This window comes from Streptomyces sp. NPDC085944 (assembly GCF_040686295.1).
Taxonomy (GTDB): Bacteria; Actinomycetota; Actinomycetes; order Streptomycetales; family Streptomycetaceae; genus Streptomyces; species Streptomyces salinarius.
The window spans coordinates 134,642-158,354 of sequence record NZ_JBFBJX010000006.1 but is presented as its reverse complement, the minus strand read 5'-3'; the positions used below and the strand labels follow the sequence as shown (position 1 = coordinate 158,354).

The 23,713-nt window shown below is 72.2% G+C and carries 25 protein-coding genes, 1 tRNA gene, 1 pseudogene and 1 riboswitch; of the genes and pseudogenes, 12 read left to right on the top strand and 15 right to left on the bottom strand.

The window, feature by feature from the left end; genetic code table 11:
* The first annotated feature begins 257 nt into the window (after positions 1-257).
* The 6 genes from AB0P07_RS13865 (at position 258) to AB0P07_RS13840 (ending at position 5,798) form a co-directional block, all read left to right on the top strand.
* On the top strand, positions 258-1,841 hold the full coding sequence (locus AB0P07_RS13865; RefSeq protein WP_365549587.1) for an ATP-binding protein: 1,584 nt from the start codon (positions 258-260) through the stop codon (positions 1,839-1,841).
* A 2-nt stretch (positions 1,842-1,843) separates the two neighbouring features.
* Positions 1,844-2,284 carry a roadblock/LC7 domain-containing protein gene (locus AB0P07_RS13860; RefSeq protein WP_061444491.1) on the top strand — a complete coding sequence of 147 codons (441 nt, stop codon included), beginning with the start codon at positions 1,844-1,846 and terminating at the stop codon, positions 2,282-2,284.
* On the top strand, positions 2,281-2,634 hold the full coding sequence (locus AB0P07_RS13855; RefSeq protein ID WP_365549584.1) for a DUF742 domain-containing protein: 354 nt from the start codon (positions 2,281-2,283) through the stop codon (positions 2,632-2,634). The genes AB0P07_RS13860 and AB0P07_RS13855 overlap by 4 nt, the downstream gene beginning before the upstream one ends.
* A 127-nt stretch (positions 2,635-2,761) precedes the next feature.
* Positions 2,762-3,331 (top strand): ATP/GTP-binding protein, encoded by a 570-nt coding sequence (locus AB0P07_RS13850; RefSeq protein ID WP_365550317.1) that lies wholly within the window; start codon positions 2,762-2,764, stop codon positions 3,329-3,331.
* Positions 3,328-4,560 (top strand): cytochrome P450, encoded by a 1,233-nt coding sequence (locus AB0P07_RS13845; protein WP_365549581.1) that lies wholly within the window; start codon positions 3,328-3,330, stop codon positions 4,558-4,560. The genes AB0P07_RS13850 and AB0P07_RS13845 overlap by 4 nt, the downstream gene beginning before the upstream one ends.
* Positions 4,561-4,571: 11 nt before the next feature.
* Complete coding sequence (locus AB0P07_RS13840) at positions 4,572-5,798, top strand: cytochrome P450 (protein ID WP_365549578.1); 1,227 nt, start codon at positions 4,572-4,574, stop codon at positions 5,796-5,798.
* 54 nt (positions 5,799-5,852) lie between these two features.
* Here the strand turns inward: AB0P07_RS13840 and AB0P07_RS13835 are convergent, their stop codons facing one another.
* Positions 5,853-6,326 carry a carboxymuconolactone decarboxylase family protein gene (locus tag AB0P07_RS13835; RefSeq protein ID WP_365549575.1) on the bottom strand — a complete coding sequence of 158 codons (474 nt, stop codon included), beginning with the start codon at positions 6,324-6,326 and terminating at the stop codon, positions 5,853-5,855.
* Positions 6,327-6,437: 111 nt separating this feature from the next.
* Complete coding sequence (locus tag AB0P07_RS13830) at positions 6,438-7,322, bottom strand: alpha/beta hydrolase (RefSeq protein ID WP_365549572.1); 885 nt, start codon at positions 7,320-7,322, stop codon at positions 6,438-6,440.
* 175 nt (positions 7,323-7,497) lie between these two features.
* On the opposite strand from AB0P07_RS13830, the gene AB0P07_RS13825 reads away from it, so the two are divergent.
* Positions 7,498-7,800, top strand: a complete 303-nt coding sequence (locus AB0P07_RS13825; protein WP_125631267.1) for a hypothetical protein — start codon at positions 7,498-7,500, stop codon at positions 7,798-7,800.
* Positions 7,801-7,846: 46 nt separating this feature from the next.
* Here AB0P07_RS13825 and AB0P07_RS13820 read toward each other — a convergent pair whose 3' ends face one another.
* From AB0P07_RS13820 to AB0P07_RS13810, 3 genes are read right to left on the bottom strand one after another with little or no spacing between them, the layout of a single operon-like run.
* Entirely contained in the window at positions 7,847-8,206 is a 360-nt protein-coding gene (locus AB0P07_RS13820; protein ID WP_365549569.1) for a VOC family protein, read from the bottom strand.
* A gap of 52 nt (positions 8,207-8,258) precedes the next feature.
* Positions 8,259-9,767, bottom strand: a complete 1,509-nt coding sequence (locus AB0P07_RS13815) for an MFS transporter (RefSeq protein WP_365549566.1) — start codon at positions 9,765-9,767, stop codon at positions 8,259-8,261.
* Positions 9,768-9,795: 28 nt separating this feature from the next.
* Positions 9,796-11,058: a DUF445 domain-containing protein gene (locus AB0P07_RS13810; protein WP_365550315.1), complete on the bottom strand. Its 1,263-nt coding sequence runs from the start codon at positions 11,056-11,058 to the stop codon at positions 9,796-9,798.
* Positions 11,059-11,404: 346 nt separating this feature from the next.
* Between AB0P07_RS13810 and AB0P07_RS13805 the strand changes: the two genes are divergently transcribed.
* Positions 11,405-12,769, top strand: coding sequence for an SGNH/GDSL hydrolase family protein (locus tag AB0P07_RS13805; protein ID WP_365549563.1), 1,365 nt, complete (start codon positions 11,405-11,407; stop codon positions 12,767-12,769).
* 110 nt (positions 12,770-12,879) lie between these two features.
* Here AB0P07_RS13805 and AB0P07_RS13800 read toward each other — a convergent pair whose 3' ends face one another.
* From AB0P07_RS13800 to AB0P07_RS13785, 4 genes are read right to left on the bottom strand one after another with little or no spacing between them, the layout of a single operon-like run.
* Positions 12,880-13,725, bottom strand: coding sequence for a DUF1707 domain-containing protein (locus AB0P07_RS13800; RefSeq protein WP_365549560.1), 846 nt, complete (start codon positions 13,723-13,725; stop codon positions 12,880-12,882).
* Between the two features lie 33 nt (positions 13,726-13,758).
* On the bottom strand, positions 13,759-14,832 hold the full coding sequence (locus tag AB0P07_RS13795; protein WP_365550312.1) for an ATP-binding cassette domain-containing protein: 1,074 nt from the start codon (positions 14,830-14,832) through the stop codon (positions 13,759-13,761).
* The gene (locus AB0P07_RS13790; protein WP_365549558.1) at positions 14,829-15,671 is read right to left on the bottom strand and encodes an ABC transporter permease; all 843 of its coding nucleotides are present in this window, start codon (positions 15,669-15,671) and stop codon (positions 14,829-14,831) included. Before AB0P07_RS13790 ends, AB0P07_RS13795 begins: the two co-directional genes overlap by 4 nt.
* On the bottom strand, positions 15,664-16,470 hold the full coding sequence (locus AB0P07_RS13785) for an ABC-2 family transporter protein (protein WP_365549555.1): 807 nt from the start codon (positions 16,468-16,470) through the stop codon (positions 15,664-15,666). Before AB0P07_RS13785 ends, AB0P07_RS13790 begins: the two co-directional genes overlap by 8 nt.
* 180 nt (positions 16,471-16,650) lie before the next feature.
* On the opposite strand from AB0P07_RS13785, the gene AB0P07_RS13780 reads away from it, so the two are divergent.
* Complete coding sequence (locus tag AB0P07_RS13780) at positions 16,651-19,059, top strand: transglycosylase domain-containing protein (protein ID WP_365550309.1); 2,409 nt, start codon at positions 16,651-16,653, stop codon at positions 19,057-19,059.
* Here the strand turns inward: AB0P07_RS13780 and AB0P07_RS13775 are convergent.
* The 3 genes from AB0P07_RS13775 to AB0P07_RS13765 form a co-directional block, all read right to left on the bottom strand.
* Positions 19,053-19,373, bottom strand: a complete 321-nt coding sequence (locus AB0P07_RS13775) for a multidrug efflux SMR transporter (protein WP_365549552.1) — start codon at positions 19,371-19,373, stop codon at positions 19,053-19,055. The two genes, AB0P07_RS13780 and AB0P07_RS13775, sit on opposite strands and share 7 nt — an antisense overlap.
* Positions 19,374-19,403: 30 nt before the next feature.
* Positions 19,404-19,471: riboswitch (guanidine-III (ykkC-III) riboswitch) on the bottom strand.
* Positions 19,472-19,532: 61 nt separating this feature from the next.
* A complete protein-coding gene (locus AB0P07_RS13770; RefSeq protein ID WP_003975911.1) occupies positions 19,533-19,889 on the bottom strand; it encodes a co-chaperone GroES in 357 nt (118 codons plus the stop codon).
* Positions 19,890-19,912: 23 nt separating this feature from the next.
* Positions 19,913-20,245, bottom strand: coding sequence for a DUF3618 domain-containing protein (locus AB0P07_RS13765; RefSeq protein WP_365549549.1), 333 nt, complete (start codon positions 20,243-20,245; stop codon positions 19,913-19,915).
* A gap of 94 nt (positions 20,246-20,339) precedes the next feature.
* Between AB0P07_RS13765 and bcp the strand changes: the two genes are divergently transcribed.
* From bcp to AB0P07_RS13750, 3 genes and pseudogenes are all read left to right on the top strand, one after another.
* Positions 20,340-20,807, top strand: a complete 468-nt coding sequence (gene bcp, locus AB0P07_RS13760; protein ID WP_365549547.1) for a thioredoxin-dependent thiol peroxidase — start codon at positions 20,340-20,342, stop codon at positions 20,805-20,807.
* Between the two features lie 133 nt (positions 20,808-20,940).
* Positions 20,941-21,602, top strand: a pseudogene (locus tag AB0P07_RS13755) (HNH endonuclease).
* A 12-nt stretch (positions 21,603-21,614) separates the two neighbouring features.
* A tRNA-Leu gene (locus tag AB0P07_RS13750) sits at positions 21,615-21,699 on the top strand.
* Positions 21,700-21,740: 41 nt separating this feature from the next.
* On the opposite strand, the gene rdgB is transcribed toward AB0P07_RS13750, so the two are convergent.
* The 3 genes from rdgB to rph all read right to left on the bottom strand — a co-directional run bounded on the left by rdgB (position 21,741) and on the right by rph (position 23,713).
* Complete coding sequence (rdgB, locus tag AB0P07_RS13745; protein ID WP_365549544.1) at positions 21,741-22,343, bottom strand: RdgB/HAM1 family non-canonical purine NTP pyrophosphatase; 603 nt, start codon at positions 22,341-22,343, stop codon at positions 21,741-21,743.
* A 47-nt stretch (positions 22,344-22,390) separates the two neighbouring features.
* Positions 22,391-22,795: a hypothetical protein gene (locus tag AB0P07_RS13740; RefSeq protein ID WP_365549542.1), complete on the bottom strand. Its 405-nt coding sequence runs from the start codon at positions 22,793-22,795 to the stop codon at positions 22,391-22,393.
* Positions 22,796-22,972: 177 nt separating this feature from the next.
* The gene (gene rph, locus AB0P07_RS13735) at positions 22,973-23,713 is read right to left on the bottom strand and encodes a ribonuclease PH (RefSeq protein WP_365549539.1); all 741 of its coding nucleotides are present in this window, start codon (positions 23,711-23,713) and stop codon (positions 22,973-22,975) included.

Below are 23,713 nucleotides of genomic sequence, written 5' to 3'. Positions count from 1 at the left end.
ACCGCTTCGAGTCCGCGTCGTCGGCACCCCCTGCTCGTACCGGCCCTCGCGTGTCCCCCGGGAGTTCCATGTCGTGCGCCCTCGCCGTCGCCCGCGTCGCTGCTGAGTCCGCAGCCCGAGGCGCCCTTCGCAGACACCGGTCCGCTCCGGCCCGTTGAGCCCGGTCGTCATCGGGCCGGACGGCGCCCCGCCCCTGCGCGCCGTCCCGCCTCGGCCACCCTCGCCCACACCGACGGCTTCCGATCCGTGAGGACCTGATGACTGAACTGATAGTGACCGCCACCGCCGTGCTGGCGGTGGCCGGAGTCGGGGCCGCGTGGTACTTCCGGCGCAAGGGCGAGCAGGCCCGGCGCCGGGCCGAGCAGCTGCGCGAGCACGCCGACCGGCTCACCCTGCAACTCGTCGCCGCCGAGCAGTGCGTGGGGCACCTGGCCGCCACGGTGATCCCGGCGGTCGCGAAGGGCGGGCCCGGCGGTACCGGCCCCGACGGCGGGCTGCCCGTGCCGGCGCAGCTCGACGGTACGCCGCTCGCCGAGCGACTGCGTGCCGTGCCCGGCGCGGTGGCCGCGGCGGTGGGGGACGTACGGGCGCAGGAACGGACGGCCGCCCAGCAGGCCGCGGCCCACGCCGCGGAGCAGGTACGGCAGGACACCGAGCGGCGGATCGCACAGGTACGGCAGGAGTCCGTCGGCGTGGCCCGCGCCGCCGTGCGCGGCTTCGCCAACAACGTCGTGGCCCGCGCGGCGAAGCTGGGCCGGGCCGTCAGCCACGGCGTACGGCGGCACATCTCGGACGAGGCGTACGCGACGCTCGTGGAGATCGACCACCTCGCGCAGCAGATGCTGCTCACGGCGTCCGGGTACTCCGTGCTCGCCGGGGACAAGCTGTCCCGGCGCTGGCCGGCCACCACGTTGACCGACATCGTGCGCGCGGCCATGGGCCGGATCGAGGGGTACGAGCGGATCAAGCACCCCGAGATGGGATCCGTGGTGGTCGAGGGCCGCGCCGTGGAGGCGGTCGTGCACGCGCTCGCCGTACTGCTGGACAACGCGCTTCGCTACTCGCCGCCCGCCGCCAGCGTCCACGTCTCGCTGGAACAGGGGCACCACGCCTGCTTCCTGATCGTGGACGACGCCGGGCTGCGCATGGACGACGAGCGGCTGCTGTGGGCGAGCGACGTGATGTCCGGCGAGCAGCGCGACGACATCACGCGCCTGGGCGCCCACCCCCAGACCGGGCTGCGCGTGGCGTCGCTGCTCGCGGAGAACTACGGCTTCCGCGTGGAGCTGACCGCACCCAACATCTACCAGGGGACCCGGGCCATGGTCGTCCTGCCGAAGAACCTGATCGTCGACCCGGCGGCGGCCCAGCCGGCGCCGCAGGCCGTGTCCCGGGCACTGCCGCCGAAGGCGGTGGCGAACGCGGCGGAGGCGGAGGAGACCCCGGGCCGGACGGTGACCACGGCTCCCGCCGCACCCGCACCCGAACCGGGCCCGGCTCCGGCCCCGGACCCGGCACCCGAGCCGGCCCCCGCACCCGTGCCGGCCGCCTCGTCCCCCTTCGCCGAGACCGCCCCTTCGGCCACCCCCGAGGCCGCACCCGCCACCACCACCGCCAGCGGCCTGACCGTCCGCCGGCGCTCCCCCGCGCCCGCCCGCGCACCCCGCCCCGCCGCTCCCGACGACACCGAGCCCGGCCGTCCCGCCGTCGCCGCCGCCTGGGCGGCCGGCACCCGCAGCGGCCGGGAGGGCGAGCGGCCCTCGCCGACCTCCGCCGACGCCATCCGCACCTCCGCCGCCCATCCCACCCCCCACGACGGCGCTGACGACGAAGGAAACTGATCGTGCAAGACACACACACCAACGGCCTGGGCTGGCTGCTGGACCAGGAACTCGGCAGCGTCGAGGGCGTCCGGTACGCCGTGCTGATGAGCAGCGACGGGCTGCTGAAGGCCCGCACCGAGACGATCGGCCAGGACGACGGGGAGAAGTTCGCCGCGCTGACGGCGGCGCTGCGCGCGGCGGGCAAGGCCTGGGACGAGTTCACCGGCGGCTCGGGGATGCGGCAGCTGCTGATCGAGTCGGTCGGCTGCATCGGCCTGACGACCACGGCCGCGAAGAACACCATGCTGTCGGTGTGCACGACCGGCCCCGACGCCGACGTCGGTCTGATCTCGCACCACATGGTGCGGCTCGCCACCCGGGTGGGGCACGAGCTGGCCACCGAGGAGCGGGTGCCGGTCCAGGCGCGGGTGCCGGCCGCGGACGGCGGCTCACCGGTATGAGCGGGCCGCGGCGTGACCCCGACATGGTCCGGCCCTACGTCCGCACCCAGGGCCGGGTCCGTGCGCGCGAGGACGTGCGCCTGGAGAGCGTGGTCATCGCCGCGACCGGCCCCACGGACACGCTCGGGCCGGACGCCCGCCGGGTGATGCGGCTGTTCGCGGGCGCGGACGGCGGCCTGGCCGTCGCCGACATCGCCGCCGCGCTGGAGCTGCCGCCCTCGACGGTGCGCATCCTCGTCTCCTCGCTGATGGACTCCGGCCACCTCGCCAGCCCGGTCGACGCGACCGACGACCAGCCCGACTTCGACCTGCTGCAGGAGGTACTCCGTGGACTTCGCTCCATGGTCTGACCGGACCGGCGCGTCCACCCGGACCGGCGCGTCCACCCGGACCGACGAGTCCACCCCGGCCGAAGGCGCCGACCGGGCCCACGGCACCGACCGGGCCGACGGGGCCGTCACCTACGTCCCCGCCACGGTGACCCGGTCGGCCAAGATCGTGGTCGCGGGCGGTTTCGGCGTCGGCAAGACGACGCTGATCGGCAGCGTATCGGAGGTGCGGCCGCTGCGGATGGAGGAGCCGATCACGCAGGCCAGCGCCGGTGTGGACGACCTGCGCGGCACCCCGCACAAGACGACGACCACCGTGGCGATGGACTTCGGCCGCATCCACATGGCCGGCGGCCGGCTCGCCCTGTACCTGTTCGGGCTGCCGGGGCAGTCCCGTTTCCAGCCGCTGTGGGAGGACCTGGCCGAGGGCGCCCTCGGCTGTCTCGTCCTGGCCGACACCCGCGACCTCGACGCCTCCCACGACGCCCTCGGGCTGCTCGACGGTGCGGGCATCGCGTACGCCGTCGCGATCAACACCTTCCCCGGCGCCCCGGCCTACCCCGAGGCCGAACTGCGCGAGGCCCTCGCCCTGGAGCCGGCCACGCCCCTGACGTACTGCGACGCCCGCGACCGCACGTCCTCCCTGCACGCCCTGATCACGCTGACCGAGTACCTCTCCGAGCACCGTTCAGCCGCCCTCCTGGAGTCCCGCCGATGACGCTGTCCTCCGCCGAGTCCGCGCCCGCCGGTCCCCCGGGCCGGATCGCCCTGTACGCACCGGAGTTCGCCGCCGACCCGCACGCCGCCTACCGGAGCATGCGCCGCACCCACGGCCCGCTCGTCCCGGTCGACCTGGCGCCCGGTGTGCCCGCGACCCTGGTGATCGGCTACTACCAGGCCCGCCGCATCCTCAACGACCCGCTGCACTTCCCGGCCGACCCGCGGGCCTGGGAGAAGCTGATCCCGGCGACCTGCCCGGTGCGGCCGATGATGGAGTGGCGGCCCAACGCGCTGCGCTCGGGCGGCGCCGAGCACGCCCGCTACCGGTCGGCCAACACCCACGCCCTCGACCAGGTCGACCAGCACGGGCTGCGGGCCCTGGTCGAGAAGGTCGCCGACGGCGCCATCGACGGCTTCCGCGCGGCCGGCTCGGCGGACCTGCTGACCCAGTACTCCTTCCCCATCGCCTTCAGCGTGCTCAGCGCGCTGCTCGGCTGCCCCGACGAGATCGGGCAGCGCATCGCCGACGGCATGGCGAAGATCTTCGACACCACCAACGCCGAGCAGGGCAACGTGATCCTCGCCCGGGCCGTGTCCGACCTGGTGGCGCTGCGCCGGGCCCACCCCGGCGACGACATCACCTCCCGGCTGGCCCTGCACCCCGTCGAGCTGAGCGACGAGGAGATGAGCCACCAGCTCGTCACGCTCTACGGCGCCGGGATCGAACCCATGACCAACCTGATCAGCAACACGATCCTGAAGATCCTCACCGACGACGAGTTCTCCGCCGACCTGCACGCCGGCCTGTCCACGGTGCGCGACGCGCTCGACGCCGTCCTCTACACCGACCCGCCGATGGCCAACTACTGCATCTCCTACCCGCCGTACCCCATCGACGTGGAGGGCGTGCTGCTGCCGGCCGACCAGCCGGTGGTGATCTCGATGGCCGCCGCGAACAACGACCCGGCCCTCACCGAGGGTCTGCCCGCGGGGCGGCTCGGCGGCAACCGCGCCCACCTGGCGTGGAGCGCCGGCCCGCACACCTGCCCCGCCCGCTCGCACGCCTACCTGATCGCCGAGACCGCGGTCACCCACCTCCTGGACGCACTGCCGGAGACCGACCTGGCCCGGCCGGCGGCCGAACTGACCTGGCGCCCCGGCCCGTTCCACCGCGCCCTCGAATCCCTGCCCGTCACCTTCCCCGCCGCGCAACCCGCCGCACACTAAGGAGCCAGGCCATGGCGACCCAGCAGCCCGCCCTCGTCCTCGACCCCTACGGCGCCGATCACCACGCCGAGCACCGCACCCTGCGGGAGCGCGGCCCGGCCACCCGGGTGGACGTCCTCGGCGTCGAGGCCTGGTCGGTGAGCGACCCCGTCCTCCTCAAACAGCTGCTCACCAGCCCCGACGTGTCCAAGGACTCCCGGGCGCACTGGCCCGCCTTCGCCGAGGTCGTCACCACCTGGCCGCTGGCGCTGTGGGTGGCGGTGGAGAACATGTTCACCGCGTACGGGCCGAACCACCGCAAGCTGCGCCGACTGGTGGCGCCCGCCTTCAGCGCCCGCCGGATCGCCGCGATGCGGCCGGCCGTGGAGAAGACGGTGACCGCGATCGTCGACCGGCTCGCGGAGCTTCCCGCCGGTGAACCGGTCGATCTGCGGCAGGAGTTGGCCTACCCCCTGCCCATCGCGGTGATCGGTCACCTCATGGGCGTGCCCGAGGACCAGCGCGGGGGCTTCCGCACCGTCGTGGACGGCGTCTTCGACACCACCCTGGACCAGGCCGAGGCGCAGGCCAACGCCGCAGGCCTGTACGCGGTCCTGGACCGGCTCATAGCGACCAAGCGCGCGACGCCGGGCGACGACATGACGTCCCTGCTCATCGCCGCGCGGGACGACGAGGGGGACGGCGACCGCCTGACGCCCGACGAGCTGCGCGACACCCTGCTGCTGGTGATCAGCGCCGGCTACGAGACCACCGTCAACGTCATCGACCAGGCCGTGCACACCCTGCTGACCCGCCCCGACCAGCTCGCCCTGGTCCGCAAGGGCGAGGTCACCTGGGGGGACGTGGTGGAGGAGACGCTGCGTCACGAACCGGCGGTCAAGCATCTGCCGCTGCGGTACGCGGTCAACGACATCGCCCTGCCGGACGGGCGGACCATCGCCCGCGGGGAGGCGATCCTGGCCTCGTACGCCGCCGCCAACCGGCACCCGGACTGGCACGAGGACGCCGACACCTTCGACGCCACCCGCACGGTCAAGGAGCACCTGGCCTTCGGCCACGGCGTCCACTTCTGCCTGGGCGCGCCGCTGGCCCGCATGGAGGTGACCCTGGCGCTGGAGAGCCTCTTCGGCCGCTTCCCGGACCTGCGGCTCGCCGACCCGGCCGAGGAGCTGCCGCCCGTGCCCTCGCTGATCAGCAACGGCCACCAGCGGCTTCCGGTCCTGCTGCACGCCGGCTGAGCGGCGGGCGACGGGACCGGGCGGCCGGGGACGACGGCCGGGGCGGCGCCGGCCTCAGCCGAACATCCCCGGCTCGTAGTCGCCGGCCGGCTGCTGGGTGATCACGTTCAGGCGGTTGTAGGTGTTGATGACGGCGATCAGCCCGACGAGGGCGGTGAGCTGCTCCTCGTCGTAGTGCTTCGCCGCGTTCGCCCAGGCCTCGTCGGTGACGCCGCCGGAGGCGTCGGCGAGGCGGGTGCCCTGCTCGGTCAGCTCCAGGGCGGCGCGCTCCGCGTCGGTGAACACCTTGGCCTCCCGCCAGGCGGCGATCAGGTTGAGGCGCAGCGGGGTCTCCCCCGCCTTCGCGGCGTCCTTGGTGTGCATGTCGAGGCAGAAACCGCAGCCGTTGATCTGGCTGGCGCGGATCTTGACCAGCTCCTGGGTCTCGGCCGGCAGCGTCGAGTCGCTCACGGCCTTGCCCGCGGAGTTGACGTGACGCAGGATCTTGCCCGCGAGCGGGTTGGTGAACATGTTGAGACGCGCTTCCATGACGGTTCCTCTTCAGCGTTGCTCGATCGGCTTCCTGGCCCTACACAGCTACGACGGATGCCGGCGGCGCGATGTGACAGGCCGGAGCACGCCCCGCATGTGACGTGCGTCTCACCCGTTCGAAGTCGGTCGTTCCAGCAGTCGGCCCAGTGCCGCCGTCACGGCGTCCGGGCGTTCGTCCATCACCCAGTGGCCCGCGTCGTCCAGCAGCGTCAGCTCGGCGCCGGGCACGGTCGCCGCCAGCTCGGTCGCGATCGCCGGGCTCAGGTACGGGTCGGCGCGGCCCCAGACGACCGCCGTCGGGCAGGTGAGGTCACGCAGGCGCCGGCGCAGTTCGGGGCGGGGCGGGGTGCGGTAGTCGCCGAAGTAGTGCAGCAGCCAGCGGCGGCCCTCGGCGGTGGCCATCCAGTCGACGTAGCCGTCCAGGACGCCGGGCTCCAGGTGTCCGGCGCGTACGAGCGGGGCGAAGGCCCGGCGGTGGAGGGCGGCGTAGGGCAGGCGCGTCGCCGGGCGGTGCAGGGCGGGGGTGCGTCCCACGAGGCTGACCAGGCTGAACACGGCGTACCAGCGGCGGGTGAAGGTGCCCTGCGCCCGGCTGTTGAGGATCGCCAGCCTGCGTACCCGTCCGGGGCGGGTTTCGGCGAAACCGAGGGAGAGGAAGCCGCCGTAGTCGTGGCCGGCCAGGTTCACCGCGTCCAGTTCCAGCGCGTCCAGGAGCCGGCCGAGCCGGGCGACCTCCGTGTCGTAGTCGAAGGACAGGTGCAGCGGCCGCTCGGACGCGCCCCAGCCGAGGAGGTCCGGGGTGATGACCCGGTACCGGTCCGACAGGGGCGGGACCTGGTGGCGCCAGCAGCGGTGGTCGGCCGGGTAGCCGTGCAGGAGCAGTACGGGCTCGGCGTCCCGCGGTCCCGACTCCCAGCAGGCGACGCGGGCGCCGTCCACGGTGACCGTCCGGGGGCGGGTCGGGTCGTCGGTGCGGGGGCGCTGCGTGGTCATCGGGCTCCTCCGGTGCTCGTCGTCCCCCTCTCCAACGGGGCGCATACCCGCGAGTGTCGCGATCAGGGCTCGGTGCTCGGCCGAAAGGGGCGGGGATTAGCCTCGAACCCGACAAGTCGGTGCACCGGAATCTCGTTCGACGACCGGGACCGGTGCGGCAGTGCAGGAGGCAGAGATGGCGAAGGTTCCCAGCGCGGTGGTCGCCGCGGGCGGTCTCGTCGGCGGGTACGGCGTGGCCCGCTGGACGAAGAAGCGGCAGCTCGGCGGGGCCGTGCTCGCCGTCGCCGGGGCCGCCGCCGCGCAGCAGTGGCGGGCGCGGGCCGGCGGGAAGGCCGCGGGCGCGCTGACGGCGGCCTACGTCGCCGGGTTCGCGGGGTCGCACCCGCTGGCCAAGAAGGTGGGCGCGTGGCCCGCCGTGTTCGGCGTGGCGGGTGCCGTGGCGCTGGCCTCCTGGGCGGTCGCCGACCGGCGCGCCTGAGCGGCGAGGCACCGGCCCGGCCGGGGCCGCCGGCCCGGGGAAGGGATCAGGTCAGGTGGGTCAGCACGTTGATCACCCGGCCGTCCGGGGCCCGGACGAAGAACCGCCGTACGCCCCACTCCTCGTTCCGCGGCTCCCGTACGATCTCGGCGCCCGACGCGGCGACCCGGTCGTAGACCGCGTCGACGTCCTCGACCTCCACGCTCAGGTCGGGGACGACGGGCGCCGTGCGTTCCTCGGTGAAGAGGCTGATCTGGGCGGTGGGGTTGGACGGGGAGGCCAGGGTGGTGACCCAGCCCATGTCCATGACCTCCTCGAAGCCGAGCAGGCCGTAGAAGTCGCGGCTCGTGTTCCACTGCTCCTCGGCCTCGACGTGGATGTTCGGGACGATCCTGCGGACGCTCATCGGGGACTCCTCGACGTCTGTGCCGGGTCGGACCGGATCGGCGTGTGTGACGCTACGCGGTCTTCGCGCCGGAGTCCGCGGTCCCGGGCGTATCCGGCGCCGCCGCCGACAGCGGCTCCGCGATGTCCTCCAGCGAGCGGCGTTCCGCCTTCACCGCGAGGAACGCCGCCACCAGGCCGGCCGCGCACATCAGGCCGGCGCCGATCTGGAAGGCCATGACCGTGTCGCCGACCACGCCCGACTCGGTCAGGTCGGCGAAGAGCAGCGGGCCGCTGATGCCGCCGGCGGCGGTGCCGAGGGCGTAGAAGAAGGCGATGGCCATGGCGCGGGTCTCCATGGGGAAGATCTCGGAGACGGTCAGGTAAGCGCTGGACGCGCCCGCCGAGGCGAAGAACAGCACCACGCACCAGCAGGCCGTCATGGTCGTCGCCGTGAGCGAGCCGCGGTCGAAGAGCCAGGCGGTGGCGAAGAGCAGGAGGCCGGAGAGCAGATAGGTGCCGGAGATCATGATGCGGCGGCCGACCGTGTCGAAGAGGTGGCCCAGCAGCAGCGGTCCGCAGAAGTTGCCGGCGGCGATGACGGCGAAGTAGTAGCCCGTGCTGCCGGTCGGCACGTCGAAGAACGTGATGAGGATGGTGCCGAAGCCGAAGGTGATGGCGTTGTAGAGGAAGGCCTGGCCGATGAAGAGGGACAGGCCGAGGATCGCGCGGCGCGGGTAGCGGCCGAAGACGGTCTTGGCGATCAGGCCGAAGCCGATGGACCTGCGCTGGTGGATGGTGATCTCACCGGCCGCCGGGGGAAGTCCCTCGCCCTTCTCCTGCTCGATCTCCCGTTCGACGGAGTCGACGAGCCGGTCGGCCTCCTCGCCGTGCCCGTGGATGATCTGCCAGCGTGGACTCTCCGGCACGTGCCGCCGTACCAGCAGCACCACCAGGCCCAGGACCACTCCGAGGGCGAAGCTGAGCCGCCAGCCGACGTCCTTGGCGAAGATGTCGGTGTCCAGCATCACGATGGACAGCAGGGCGCCGCCGATCGCGCCGAGCCAGTAGCTGCCGTTGATGACGAGGTCGACCCGGCCCCGGTAGTGGGACGGGATCAGCTCGTCGATCGCGGAGTTGATCGCCGCGTACTCGCCGCCGATGCCGAAACCGGTCAGGAAGCGGAAGAGGAAGAACCACCAGGACTCGAAGGAGACCGCGGTCAGCGCGGTGGCCGCCAGATAGACCACCAGCGTGATCATGAACAGCTTCTTGCGGCCGTGCCGGTCGGTCAGCCGGCCGAAGAACAGGGCCCCGGAGCAGGCGCCGGCCACATACAGGGCCGCGGCCAGGCCGGTGATCTGGGCGGAGCTGATGTCGAGGCCGCTGCCCTCCTCGGCGATCCGTCCGGCGACGTTGCCGACGATCGTGACTTCCAGGCCGTCCAGGATCCAGACGGTGCCCAGGCCGATCACGATCATCCAGTGCCAGCGCGACCAGGGCAGCCGGTCCAGCCGGGCGGGGACGGCCGTGGTGACCGTCCCGGTGGAAGCGGGCACCGGCGCCGGCGAGTCTCCTGTCATGGCGAGGGAGTGCCCGCGGCGGACGGGGTTACGCCCCCAGGATGCGCGAGACGGTGTAGATCAGCAGCCCGGCCAGGGATCCGACGACGGTGCCGTTGATGCGGATGAACTGGAGGTCGCGGCCGATGTTCGCCTCGATCTTCTTCGTGGTGTGCTCGGCGTCCCAGCTCGCCACCGTGTCGGTGATCAGCGAGGTGATCTCCTTGCGGTAGGTGGTGACGACGTACACCGCGGCGCTCTCCACCCAGCCGTCGACCTTGCCCTGCACCTTGGGATCGGAGGCCATCCGGGCGCCCAGCGACAGCAGCGAGGCGCGCACCCTGAGCCGCAGCTCGCTGCGCTCGTCCTCCGCCGCCGAGACGATCATCGACCGTACGGCCGTCCAGGCGGACGCGATCAGGTCCTGGACCTCGCCGCGGCCCAGCACCTCGGTCTTCAGCCGCTCCACGCGCGCGCGGGTCTCGGTGTCGGACTGGAGGTCGGCGGCGAAGTCGGTGAGGAACCGGTCGAGGGCGCCGCGCGCCGGGTGGGCGGGCATGTCGCGCATCTCGGTGACGAAGCGCAGCAGCTCCTTGTAGACCCGGTCGCCGATCTTCCGGTCGACGAACCGGGGCGTCCAGCCGGGCGCCCCGCCCTGTACGGCGTCCATCACGGAGTCGCCGTGCAGGATCAGCCAGTCGTGGGCGCGGGAGACGATCAGGTCGACGGCGCGTTTGTGACCGCCGTCGGAGACGACCCTGTCCAGCATCTTGCCGATGCCGGGCGCGATCTCCTGGGCGTCGGCCCGGCGCGTGATCGCCTCGCCGACCACCGCCTGGACGTCGGAGTCGCGCAGCACGGTGAGGGCGCCGCGCAGGGCGGCGGACAGCTCGGCCGTCACCCGGTCGGCGTGCTCGGGCACGGCGAGCCAGGCGCCGAGGCGGCTGCCGATGCCGACGGCGCGCAGCCGGTGGCGCACGACGGCCTCGGAGAGGAAGTTCTCGCCGACGAACTCGCCCAGCGAGACGCCCAGCTGGTCCTTCTTCTTCGGGATGATCGCGGTGTGCGGGATGGGGATGCCGAGCGGGTGGCGGAAGAGGGCGGTGACCGCGAACCAGTCGGCGAGCGCGCCGACCATGCCGGCCTCGGCGGCGGCCGACACATAGCCCGCCCAGGCGCCCGCGCCGCGGTGGGAGGCCCACTCGGCCAGGACGTAGACCAGGGCGACGAAGAGCAGCAGGCCGGTGGCGGTGAGCTTCATCCGGCGCACGCCGCGGCGCTTGATCTCGTCGGCCGGGCTGAAGGACGTCATCGCACGGTCACGGACCGCACCCGCGCCGCCGGTGTCCTCACCCGCGCCCGCCCCGGCGCCCCCGGAACCACCCCCGTCCCCCGCACCCGCACCCGCACCCGCACCCGCACCCGCACCCGCAGGAAGCTCCGCCTTCGTGCGTTCCATCCGCTCCACCGTTCGCTGACACGTCCCTCACACATTGTCCCTTCCTGACCGACTCCCGGAACGGAACACAAGTTCCCGGCGTCTGTCCCGGAAGGGGGAACGCCCGGGGCTCCCGCGGCCTTTCCTCCGCCCATGACGCATCATGGGTTCATCGGACCGGAGCCCCGGGGCTCCCCTCGCCCGAGGAGAACAACACAGCATGACCCCTGGTCGTGACGGGGGTGCGGGGGCGCCTCCCACCAAGCACCGTGCCCTGCTGGCGGCGATCGTCACCCTGATAGTGGCGATCTCCGCGGCCATATACGCCGGAGCGTCCGCGGACATCGGCACCGGGGACCACGCACCGCAGGCCGGCGGCCGCCTCTCACGGGGAGAGGCCGCCCCCGCCTCCACGGGCGTCTGGGTGGGCGCCTGGGCCACCGCGCCGGCCGCGGCCGAACCCGGGACCGAGACGACCGGCATGGCGGGCCGCTCCGTGCGCAACGTCGTGCACACCTCGGTCGGCGGCACCAGCGCGCGCATCACCCTGTCCAACCTGTACGGCCAGTCGCCGCTGACCGTCACGCACGCCTCGATAGCGCTGGCCGCGGGGCCCGACACGGCCGCCGCCGTCGCCGACACCATGCGCCGGCTGACCTTCGGCGGCAGCGCCCGGGTGATCATCCCGGCGGGCGGCCGGGTGATGAGCGACGTCGTCCGCATCGCCCTCCCCTACGGGGCGGACGTCCTGGTCACCACGTACTCCCCGCTCCCGTCCGGCCCGGTGACCTACCATCCGATGGCCCGGCAGACCAGCTACCTCGCCGACGGCGACCGCACGGCCGACGTCACCGGCGTCGCGTACACCACGCCCACGCCGTACTGGCGCTACCTGACCGCGCTGGACGTGCTCAGCCACGAGGCCGACGGCACGGTGGTGGCGTTCGGCGACTCGATCACCGACGGTCTCGGCGCCGACGTCGACGCCAACCACCGCTGGACCGACGTCCTCGCCGAGCGGCTGCACGACGCGGCCGGCGACGGCCGGGACACGCCCCGCTACAGCGTCGTGAACGAGGGCATCAGCGGCAACCGCCTCCTGACCGGCAGGACGGGCCGGCCCGCCGACAACCCCAGCGGCCTGAGCCGCTTCGAACGGGACGTGCTGCACCGCACGGGCGTCAAGGTCGTCGTCGTCCTCCTCGGCGTCAACGACATCCTGCACAGCCCCGAACTCGCCGACCGCGACGGCATCCTCACCGGCCTGCGCACCCTCGTCGACCGGGCGCACGACCGGGGCCTGCGGGTCGTCGGCGGCACGATCCTGCCGTTCGGCGGCCACGGCGGCCACACCGAGGCCCGCGAGACGATGCGGCAGCAGATCAACGAGGAGATCCGCTCCGGCCGGGTCTTCGACGCGGTCGTCGACTTCGACAAGGCCCTGCGCGACCCCTACGACCCGCGCCGGCTGCGCTCCGACTACGACAGCGGCGACCACCTGCACCCCGGCGACAAGGGGTACGCGCGCATGGGCCGGGTCCTCGACCTCGACACCCTGAAGGGCGCGGCACCGGTCGCGGCGTAGCGGGCGTGGCGCCGCCCGGTCCCGCCCGCGCCGTCGTCAGCCCCCGCGGCGGTCGCGGCCCTCGCTCCGAGCGAGGCATCCGCCGGCCCTCGCCGCGCCCGCGGCGGTCGTCAGTCCTCGCCGCGCCCGCGGCGGTCGCGGTCCTCGCGGCGCAGTTCGCGCCGCTCGCGGCGGTCCTCGCGGTGCTCGCGCAGCATGTCGCGGTGGTCGTCCAGCATCCGGCGGTGGGCGTCCTCCGCGTCCTCGCGGACGGTGGAGTGCAGCTCTCGGCGCGCGGCCCTGCGCTCCAGCTTCTCCTGCCGGCGCTCCTCCTTCAGGCGCTGCCGCTCCGCCCGCGTCACCTTGCGCTCGACGCCGACCCCGCCCCAGAAGGCGAAGCCCGTCACGACGACGCGCGGGGCGCCCGGGTCACCGGGGACGCCCTCCTCGCGGTGGTCGAAACCGCCCATGATGCCGATGCCGCGCACGATCACCTCGACGCCGGGCGGCACGATCACCTGCATCCCGCCCATGATCGCGACGCAGTTGAGCACGACCTCGCCGGCCGAGAAGTCCGCCTCGCGCAGGTCGATCTCACCGCCGCCCCAGAACGCGAAGGAGTTGAACCGCCCCGGCACCGTCCAGCGCCCCTTGCGCTGGAAGCCGGACATCACGGCGACCGCCCAGGTCGACGAGGGCTCCGCGCCGGTGATCCGCCCCGCCCAGCCCCCGGCCCGCTCGGGTTCCTTGGTCATCGACACCCTGGGCGCCGCGGGTGCCGCGGGCGCCGCGCCGACCGGCAGGTCCCGGGTGATCGGCGCCAGCTCCCCGTACGTCCGCGCCTTGTAGGTGGCGTCCAGCCGCTCCTCGAACTCGGTCATGTCCAGGCGTCCCTCGGCGAGGGCGTCGCGCAGGACCTCGGCGACTCGTTCGCGGTCGGCGTCGGATGCGCGGAGTTCCGGGGCGTCGTCGGTCATGTACAGCAGCCTACGAGGTGACCGCGCCGGACACTACGCGCCCGCGCGTTCCGCGTACATCTTCGCGATCACCGACTCGATGTCCGGCTCCCGCACCGACAGATCCACCAGCGGATACCGGGCCGCGACCGCCGCCACCAGCCCGGCCGCCGACGACGACGCCGGGAACGCCAGCCACTGCCGCGGGCCCTCCACCCGCACCACCCGCGCCGGCTCCGGCGCCTCGATCGGCGGCAACTCCCGTGCCAGGTCCACCACCAGGGTGCGTTCGCTCTCCCCCGCCTCGTGCAGGCCCGCCAGCGGGCCGTCGTACATCAGCCGGCCGTGGTCGATGACCATCACCCGCGAGCACAGCTGCTCGATGTCCTGAAGGTCGTGCGTGGTCAGCAGCACCGTCGTGCCGCGCTCCGCGTTCAAGTCCCGCAGGAATCCCCGCACCTTGGCCTTGGAGACGACGTCGAGCCCGATCGTCGGCTCGTCCAGGTACAGCACCTCGGGATCGTGCAGCAGCGCCGCCGCGATGTCGCCGCGCATCCGCTGGCCGAGCGAGAGCTGCCGTACCGGCACGTCCAACAGGTCCTGGAGCTGCAGGAGTTCGACACAGCGGTCCAGGTTCTCGCGGTAACGGGCGTCGGGGATGCGGTACATGCGGTGCATCAGCCGGTAGGAGTCGATCAGCGGCAGGTCCCACCACAGCGTCGTGCGCTGCCCGAAGACCACCCCGATGCGGTGCGCCAGCCGGGTCCGCTCCCGGGACGGGTCGATGCCGGCCACCCGCAGCCGGCCCCCGCTCGGCGTCAGGATGCCGGTCAGCATCTTGATCGTCGTCGACTTCCCGGCGCCGTTCGGGCCGATGTAGCCGACCACCTCGCCGCGCGACACGGTGAACGACAGCCCGTCCACGGCCCGCACCTGCCGCCGCTCCCGTCTCAGGAAGCCCGTCTTCTTGCGCACGTCGAAGACCTTCTCCACACCGTCCAGCTCGATGAAGGCCCCGCCGTCCGCCTCCCCGCCCGGCACGGTCTCCGTCGTCTCCGTCGTCTCCGTCGTCTCCGTCGTCTCCGCCGTGGTGCGGGCCGTCCCAGCCGTCTCGGTCATCTCCCTCAGCTCCCCGTACTCCGGTACGAACGCAGGCCCGCCCGCCAGGCCAGCCCGGCGAGCGCACAGCAGGCCGCGGCCACGAGCGGCGTCGTGAACGCCACCCACCCCGGCAGTCCCAGCGGGTACGGCCGCCCCAGCACATGGCTCGCCGGCAGCCAGTTCACGAACGCCAGCGGCACCACGAACGTCGCCCCGCGCACCAGGTCGAGCGCGAACACCGCCGGCGGGTACTGCAGCAGCGTCGTACCGCCGTAGGTGAAGGCGTTGGCCACCTCCGAGGCGTCCTGCGCCGCGAACTGGAACGCCCCCGCCGCCAGGAACACCGCGCAGAAGATCCCCGCACCGCCGAGCAGCATCAACGGCATCAGCAGCAGCTTCGCCGCCGTCCAGTCGACGTCCAGGACCACCAGCGCGTACCCGAGCACCAGCACCCCCTGCGTCACCCGGCCCAGCCGGCGCAGCGCGAACCGGTCCGCCGCCACCTGCGCGAGCACCGGCACGGGCCGCACCAGCAGCGTGTCCAGCGTGCCGTCGCGCACCCGGCGCCCCAGCCGGTCCATCGAGCCGATGGCCAGGTCGGCCAGGCCGAAGGACACCCCGGACAGCCCGTACAGGAACGCCACCTCGGGCAGCGCCCAGCCGCCCAGCGCGTCGACGCGCGAGAACATCAACAGGATCGCCACGAAGTCCAGCGCGGTCGTCGCGAAGTTCCCCAGCGTCGTCAGCGCGAACGACGTCCGGTACGCCATCGTCGACCTGATCCACATCCCGGCGATCAGCCCGTACGCCCGCACCCCCTCGACGACCCGCCCCCGCCGTACCTCCGTACCGGCCGCCTCAGCCACCCTGGACCACCACCCGTCGCGTCGCCGCCGACTGCACCAGACGGCCCAGCGCCAGCAGCGCCACCGCCCAGGACGCCTGGAACAGATACGTGGGCAGCGGGTCCGCCTCCCCCAGCAGCACGTCCGCCGGCGCCTGCAGCAGCGACGACCACGGCAGCGCCCGCACCACCTCGCCTAGCGCCCCGGGGAACACGTTCAGCGGCAGCAGCATCCCCGAGCAGAACAGCCCCGCCAGCCACGCCATCTGCGTCACCCCGGACCCGTCCAGCAGCCAGAACGCCGAGAGCGCCACCAGATAGCGCAGCGCGAAACCCACCAGCATCGCCAGCACCAGCGTCACCAGGAACGCCGCCCACACGCTCACCTCACCCGGCAGCGCCACCGGGAAGAACAACGATCCGAACACGAACGGCACCACGCCCCGGCCCAGCAGCTGGAACACCGCCCGGCCCACGTCCGCCGCCAGCCACCACAGCTGAAGATCGACCGGACGGTACAGATCGACGGCGACATCACCCGTACGGATGCGCTCCATCAGCTCGTCCTCGAAGCCCCCGCCGCCGATCGCCAGCGCCGCCAGCAGCGCCTGCCCCAGCCACACGAAGGTCGTCGCCTGCGCCTGGTCGTACCCGCCGAGCTGCGGTTTCTCGTCCCACAGGGCCAGATAGGTGTAGACGAGGATCAGTCCGAAAACGGTGTTCGTGAACACCCCGGCCGCAGTGGCCGCCCGATACGTCGCGTACCGTCGGAATCCACCCGCCGCGACGGCCACGTACAACCGCCCCGAGCCCGCACCCACAGCCCTCCCCCTCCGACCGGCACCGAAGCGCAGGAGCCTAGTGCGACCGCGAAGGCCCCCGCCACGGAATTTCACGGGTGTGCCGTCGACTGGGAACGGAACCCACGGTGCGAGAGTCTTCTTCAGAAGAACTCAGACGTACGAAAACCGTACGAAATGAAACAGGAGTCCGTGCACGAGATGAGCGACGAGCCGCAGCCGCAGCCACAGCAGCCGAACCGGGGCTGGGCGTCGGGAACACCGGACGCCGCCGGGAAGGCGAAGAAGGCCAAGCGGCCCAAGCGCACCGGTTGGCGCCGGCTGATCCCCACCTGGCGCATCGTGCTCAGCACCGTCGTCATCGGCCTGCTGCTCGTCGTCGGCGGCTTCTTCCTCGGCTACCACCTCGTCCAGATCCCCGCCGCCAACGCCCTCGCCACCAAGCAGTCCAACGTCTACCTGTACGCCGACGGCAGCGTCCTCGCCCGCGACGGCGAGGTCAACCGCGAGAGCGTCGGCCTCGCCCGCGTCTCCAAGGACGCCCAGCACGCCGTCCTCGCCGCCGAGGACCGGGACTTCTACAGCGAGTCCGCGATCGACCCCATGGCGATGGTCCGCGCCGGCTGGAACACCGCCACCGGCCAGGGCAAGCAGTCCGGCTCCACCATCACCCAGCAGTACGTCAAGAACTACTACCTGGCCCAGGAACAGACCGTCACCCGCAAGGTGAAGGAGTTCTTCATCGCGATCAAGCTCGACCGCGAGAAGAGCAAGGACGAGATCCTCGAGGGCTACCTCAACACCAGCTTCTTCGGCCGCGGCGCCTACGGCATCCAGTCCGCCGCCCAGGCCTACTTCGGCGTCGACGCCAAGGACCTCACCGCCGCCCAGGGCGCCTACCTGGCCTCCCTGCTCAACGCCCCCAGCCAGTACGACGTCGTCGCCCACCCCGAGAACCGGCCCGCCGCCGAGGCCCGCTGGAACTACGTCATGAACGGCATGGTCGACAAGGGCTGGCTCAGCGCCTCCGACCGCGCCGCCGCGAAGTTCCCCAAGCCCAAGCAGTCCACCATCTCCACCAACTTGTCCGGACAGCGCGGCTACGTCGTCAACATCGTCAGGAAGTACCTGATCGACAACGGCATCGTCGAGGAGGAGGAACTCGACCGCGGCGGCTACCGCATCACCACCACCCTCCAGAAGGACAAGCAGGACGCCTTCGTCAAGGCCGTCGACGACAAGCTCATCTCCCAGCTGGACCAGAAGGAACGCAAGGTCGACACCTACGTCCGCGCCGGCGGCGCCTCCGTCGACCCGAAGACCGGCAAGGTCGTCGCCATGTACAACGGCATCGACTACGTCAAGCAGTACACACCGGGCGCCACCCGCCGCGACTTCCAGGTCGGCTCCACCTTCAAGCCCTTCGTGTTCACGTCCGCCGTCGAGAACCACTCCGAGACACAGAACGGCCGGACCATCGACCCGAACACCCGCTACGACGGCACCAGCGAACGCCCCGTCCAGGGCTGGGCCGGCGGCCGCTACGCCCCCGAGAACGAGGACCAGCGCGACTACGGCAACGTCACCGTCCGCGAGGCCACCGACAAGTCCATCAACGCCGTGTACGCCCAGATGGCCGTCGACGTCGGCTCCGACAAGGTCATGCAGACCGCGATCGACCTCGGCCTCTCCAAGAACACCCCCGAACTGACCCCCTCCCCCTCCATCGCCCTCGGCGTCGCCACCGCCAGCCCCCTCGACATGGCCGAGGCCTACGCCACCCTCGCCAACCACGGCAGGCACAGCACCTACACGCTGGTCGAGAAGGTCATGAAGGACGGCAAGCAGGAGGTCGAGCTGCCCGAGCGGCGCGAGCACCAGGCCGTCAGCCGCGAGGCCGCCGACACCACCACGTCCGTCCTGCGCAGCGTCGTCCAGAACGGCACCGCGAGCGCCGCCCAGGCCGTCGGCCGCCCCGCCGCCGCCAAGACCGGCACCGCCGAGGAGGACACCGCCGCCTGGTTCGCCGGCTACACCCCCGACCTGGCCACCGTCGTCGCCGTCATGGGCCAGGACCCCAAGACCGCCGCCCACAAGTCCCTGTACGGCGCCATGGGCCTCGCCCGCATCAACGGCGGCGGCGCCCCCGCCGAGATCTGGAGCCAGTACACCCGCAACGCACTCAAGGGCGAACCCGTCGCCGACTTCGACCTCCAGCTCCAGGCGGGCGCCGACGTGACGGCGCCCCCCAGCAGCGACGCCTCGGACGAACCCGGCGACGGCGAGGAGAGCGGCAGCGGCGACCCGGACGCCTCCTCCACCGGCGACGAGGACGGCAACGGCAGCGACACCCCGGGCGACTCCGGCAGCAGCACCCCGCCCGGCGACGTGGGCGGCACCGAGTCCGACCCCCCGTCGACCGGCGGCGGCACCCCCGGCTCGGGCGGCCCCAGCACCGAGCCGGGCCCCACGGGCGGCGGCGACTCGGGCGGCGACACCGGCGACGACTCCTCGAACGGCGGCACCGGCCCGGGCGGCGGGGACACCGACGGCGCGAGCGGCGGCGACACCGGCTTCCCCGGCATCCCCGTCACACCCCGGCGTCAGTGACCGGAGGTCGCCTTCAGCCCCACGACGGCGACCAGTAGCAGACAGATGAAGAAGATCCGGGCGGCGGTCGCCGGCTCCCCCAGCACCACCATGCCGAGCACCGCCGCCCCGGCCGCGCCGATGCCCACCCACACGCCGTAGGCGGTACCGATGGGCAGCGTCCGGGCGGCGTACGACAGCAGCATCATGCTCGCGACGATCCCGGCACCGGTGAACACACTCGGCCACAGCCGCGTGAAACCGTCGGTGTACTTCATCCCGACCGACCAGCCGACCTCGAGCAGACCGGCGACGACGAGCAGAACCCACGCCATGACAGGCACCTCCGTGAACGAACTGAACGGGGTGCGTCGTCTTTTCCTTCAGCCCGGTACGGCGCGTCTCGTCGGGGTGCTTCCCAACGTAGCAAAGACAGCGGAAAGGGGCCGGTGACCTTGGTCACCGGCCCCTGAGTCAGGATGCGAACCCGTGGTTCAGAGGTACAGCCCGGTGGAGTCCTCCGACCCCTCGAACCGGTCCGCGGCCACGGCGTGCAGATCGCGCTCGCGCATCAGCACGTAGCCCACGCCCCGCACCTCGACCTCGGCACGGTCCTCCGGGTCGTACAGCACCCGGTCGCCCGGCTCCACGGTCCGTACGTTCTGCCCGACCGCGACGACCTCGGCCCAGGCCAGCCGCTTGCCGACGGCCGCCGTCGCGGGGATCAGGATGCCGCCCCCGGAACGCCGCTCGCCCTCGCCGGTGTCCTGCCGCACGAGCACGCGGTCGTGCAGCATCCGGATGGGCAGCTTGTCGTCCTGGGGACCGTGCTCGTTTCTCTTGGCGCTCACGCCCTGAACCTACCTGCCCCCGCTCAGCGCTTCCGCCGCCGGGTGCCGCCCAGGGCGAGCAGCCCGACGACCCCGACCGCGACCAGCGCGGCCGGCACGACCCGCTCCATGCGGGGGGCGCCCGTCTCGTCCACGAACTGCGCCTTCACATCGCTGACCACCCGGTTGACCTGGACGTACGCCCGGCCGAGTGTGTGGTCGACGCTGGAAGCGACCTTGGCCTTCGCATCGTCGACGATCGTCTTCGGGTGCACCCGCATCCCGAGCTCGTCGAGCGTCTCGGCCAGCACCTCGCGGCGGCGCTTGATGTCCGCCTCGATCTGCGCCGGGGTTCTGATGTCCGACGTGTCCGCCACCGTACGCCTCCGAAGTCTGCTCTGACGCTGTCCCGGACAGTCTGTCAGCTACTCGCGCCGCCGCACTGTCAGGACCCCCCGTTACGCTGGATCGATGAGCGAGCGACTCCAGCCCGGGGACCAGGCCCCGGCCTTCACCCTCCCGGACGCCGACGGCAACGAGGTGTCCCTGTCCGACCACCAGGGCCGCAAGGTCATCGTCTACTTCTACCCTGCGGCGCTTACCCCCGGCTGCACGAAGCAGGCGTGCGACTTCACGGACAACCTGGAGCTGCTGGCCGGCGCCGGGTACGACGTGATCGGCATCTCCCCCGACAAGCCCGAGAAGCTGGCCAAGTTCCGCGAGACCGAGTCCCTGAAGGTCACCCTGCTCGCCGACCCGGACAAGAAGGTCCTCGACGCGTACGGCGCCTTCGGCGAGAAGAAGAACTACGGCCGTACCTACCTGGGCGTCATCCGCTCCACGATCGTCGTGGACGAGGAGGGCAAGGTCGAACGCGCCCTGTACAACGTCCGCGCGACGGGCCACGTGGCCAAGATCATCAAGGACCTTGGCATCTGAGTCCCCTTCCGGCGGGGCCCGTACCGAAGCTTTCCGGTACGGGCCCCTCCGCATGCCGTACATGACGGTCCGATAACCGGTTCGTTACTCCGTACGGGGCCACGAACGCGTGGCCGGAAACGGAGGGGATCCGATGGGGGCCAGTGCGTACAGCCGGGAGCGGTTGGAGGAGGCGGCTCGGGGGGCGCGGACGTTGTCGGAGGCGTTGGTGCGGTTGGAGGTAGATCCGAAGAGCTGGAAGCGCCGGTACATCTTCGACCGGATGAGGAAGCTGGGGTGGATGTCTCACACTTCGAGCGCGAGGGTGCGAAGTGGACGAGGGAGATCCTGGAGCCCGTGGTCGGGGAGTCGGCGAGCGTCTACGAGGTCCTGCGGCGACTCGGACTCGACCCCGTGGGAGGGCACCACACGAACACCTCCCGGCGCATCAGGGCCTACTGCATCGACACCTCACACTTCACATCGGTGGTCCGCACGGAGGCACAGCGGCACAACCAGCGACGCCGGACCGCTGAGGAAATTCTCGTCGCGGACACGTCGGCCCGCGCCAGGCGTGTCCCGGGCACCCGGCTGAAGAGAGCGATGCGCGAACTCGACGTGGAGGAGCGCCGCGCGCTCTGCGGCAACGAGGCAGTGCGGCTCGGCAACCCGATGACACTGGAGATCGACCACGTCAACGGCGACTGGAGCGACGACCGGCGTGAGGATCTGCGACTGCTCTGCCCCAATTGCCACGCGATCACCAGCACCTGGTGCCGAGGAGGTCAGCCTAGGCAAGCAGACGGAGACCGGTAACATGACGGCCACGCGGCCGTGGCGAAATAGGCAGTACGCGCGGGCCTTAGAAGCCCGTGGGCGAAAGCCCGTGTGGGTTCGAATCCCACCGGCCGCACGGCAGGGGGGCCGTCCCATGGGCGGCCCCCCTCGTGCGCTTCAGCCCAACAGCTCCCGCACCACCGGCACCAGCGCCCGGAAAGCCTTCCCGCGGTGGCTGATCGCGTTCTTCTCCGCCGCCGTCAGTTCCGCGCAGGTCCGCGTCTCGCCCTCCGGCTGGAGGATCGGGTCGTAGCCGAAGCCGCCCGTACCGGCGGGCTCGTGGCGGAGGGTGCCGCGCAACCGGCCCTCGACCACCCGCTCCGTGCCGTCGGGCAGGGCCAGGGCCGCCGCGCAGGCGAAGTGGGCGCCTCGGTGTTCGTCGGCGATGTCGGCGATCTGGGCGAGGAGGAGGTCGAGGTTGGCCTTGTCGTCGCCGTGGCGGCCGGCCCAGCGGGCGGAGAAGATGCCGGGGACGCCGTTCAGGACGTCGACGCAGAGGCCGGAGTCGTCGGCGACGGCGGGGAGGCCGGTGGCCCGGGCGAGGGCGTGGGCCTTGAGCAGGGCGTTCTCGGCGAAGGTGACGCCGGTTTCCTTGACGTCGGGGATGTGCGGGTAGGCGTCCGCGCCGACGAGGTCGTGGGGCAGGCCCGCGTCGGCGAGGATGGCCCTCAGTTCGGTGATCTTTCCGGCGTTGCGGGTGGCGAGGATGAGGCGGGTCATGGGGTCCAGTATTCCGGAGCCGGTGTCCCGCCCCACCGAGCCCTCCGCTACGGCGTGCAGACCTTCGTCAGTTCGCCCGCCGCGTCGGTGACGGGGCTGAGGTCGGGGGTCTCGTCGCCCTTCTCCACCGAGGTGCGGACGTTGTCGACGGCCTTGCCGAGGTCGTCGACGGCCTTGTCGACGTCGGCGTTGTCGGTCTGGTCGCCGATCTTGCCGAGGTTCTTGTCGATGGAGTCGAGGGACTCCTCCCACTGCGTGGGGTCGTCCGTGTTCTCCACCGCCTGCTGGAGTTCGGTGACGCTGTCGGCTATCGCGTCGGCCGTGCGTACGCAGTCGAGCGCCTTGTCGACGGCGTCGCAGCCGGTGGTGAGGCCGGCCGTCAGGGCGATGGTCGCCACGGTGGCGGCGGCGGTGGCGGTGCGGCGAAGGCGGCGGTGGCGGCTCGCGGCCATGGGTCTCGGTCCTCCCCTTGGGACAGGGCCGGGCGGCCCGTGTGCGGTGCGACGGCGGGCGTACGGCGAGGTCTGCCGCCGTACGCCCGTGGTGCTGTACTGCTAGGGACGCGCCTGCGTGCGGCCGAGTTGCGTGCCTTTGGCGTTCCCTTTACTCGCTTTACCCGCCGTGCCCCGTCACCTGTCGAGGGTCGCGTCGAGCGCCTTGCGCTGGAGCTCGGCCAGTTCCGTGCAGCCCGCGGTGGCGAGATCGAGCAGGGCGCCCAGTTCGTCGCGGGCGAAGGGCTCGGCCTCGGCGGTGCCCTGGACCTCGACGAAGCGGCCGTCGCCGGTGCAGACGACGTTCATGTCGGTGTCGGCGCGGACGTCTTCCTCGTAGCGCAGGTCGAGGAGCGGGGTGCCGTCGACGATGCCGACGGAGACGGCGGAGACCGTGCCGGTGAGGGGCTTGCGGCTGGGCTTGATCAGCTTCTTGGTGTGCTGGGCCCAGTGGACGGCGTCGGCGAGGGCGACGTAGGCGCCGGTGATGGCGGCGGTGCGGGTGCCGCCGTCGGCCTGGAGGACGTCGCAGTCGAGGACGATGGTGTTCTCGCCGAGCGCCTTGTAGTCGATGACGGCGCGCAGGGAACGGCCGATGAGGCGGCTGATCTCGTGGGTGCGGCCGCCGATGCGGCCCTTGACGGACTCGCGGTCGCCGCGGGTGTTGGTGGCGCGGGGGAGCATGGCGTATTCGGCGGTGACCCAGCCTTCGCCGCTGCCCTTGCGCCAGCGGGGGACGCCTTCGGTGACGGAGGCGTTGCAGAGGACCTTGGTGTCGCCGAAGGAGACGAGGACGGAGCCTTCGGCGTGCTTGCTCCAGCCGCGTTCGATGGTGACGGGGCGGAGCTGTTGGGGGGTGCGGCCGTCGATTCGTGACAT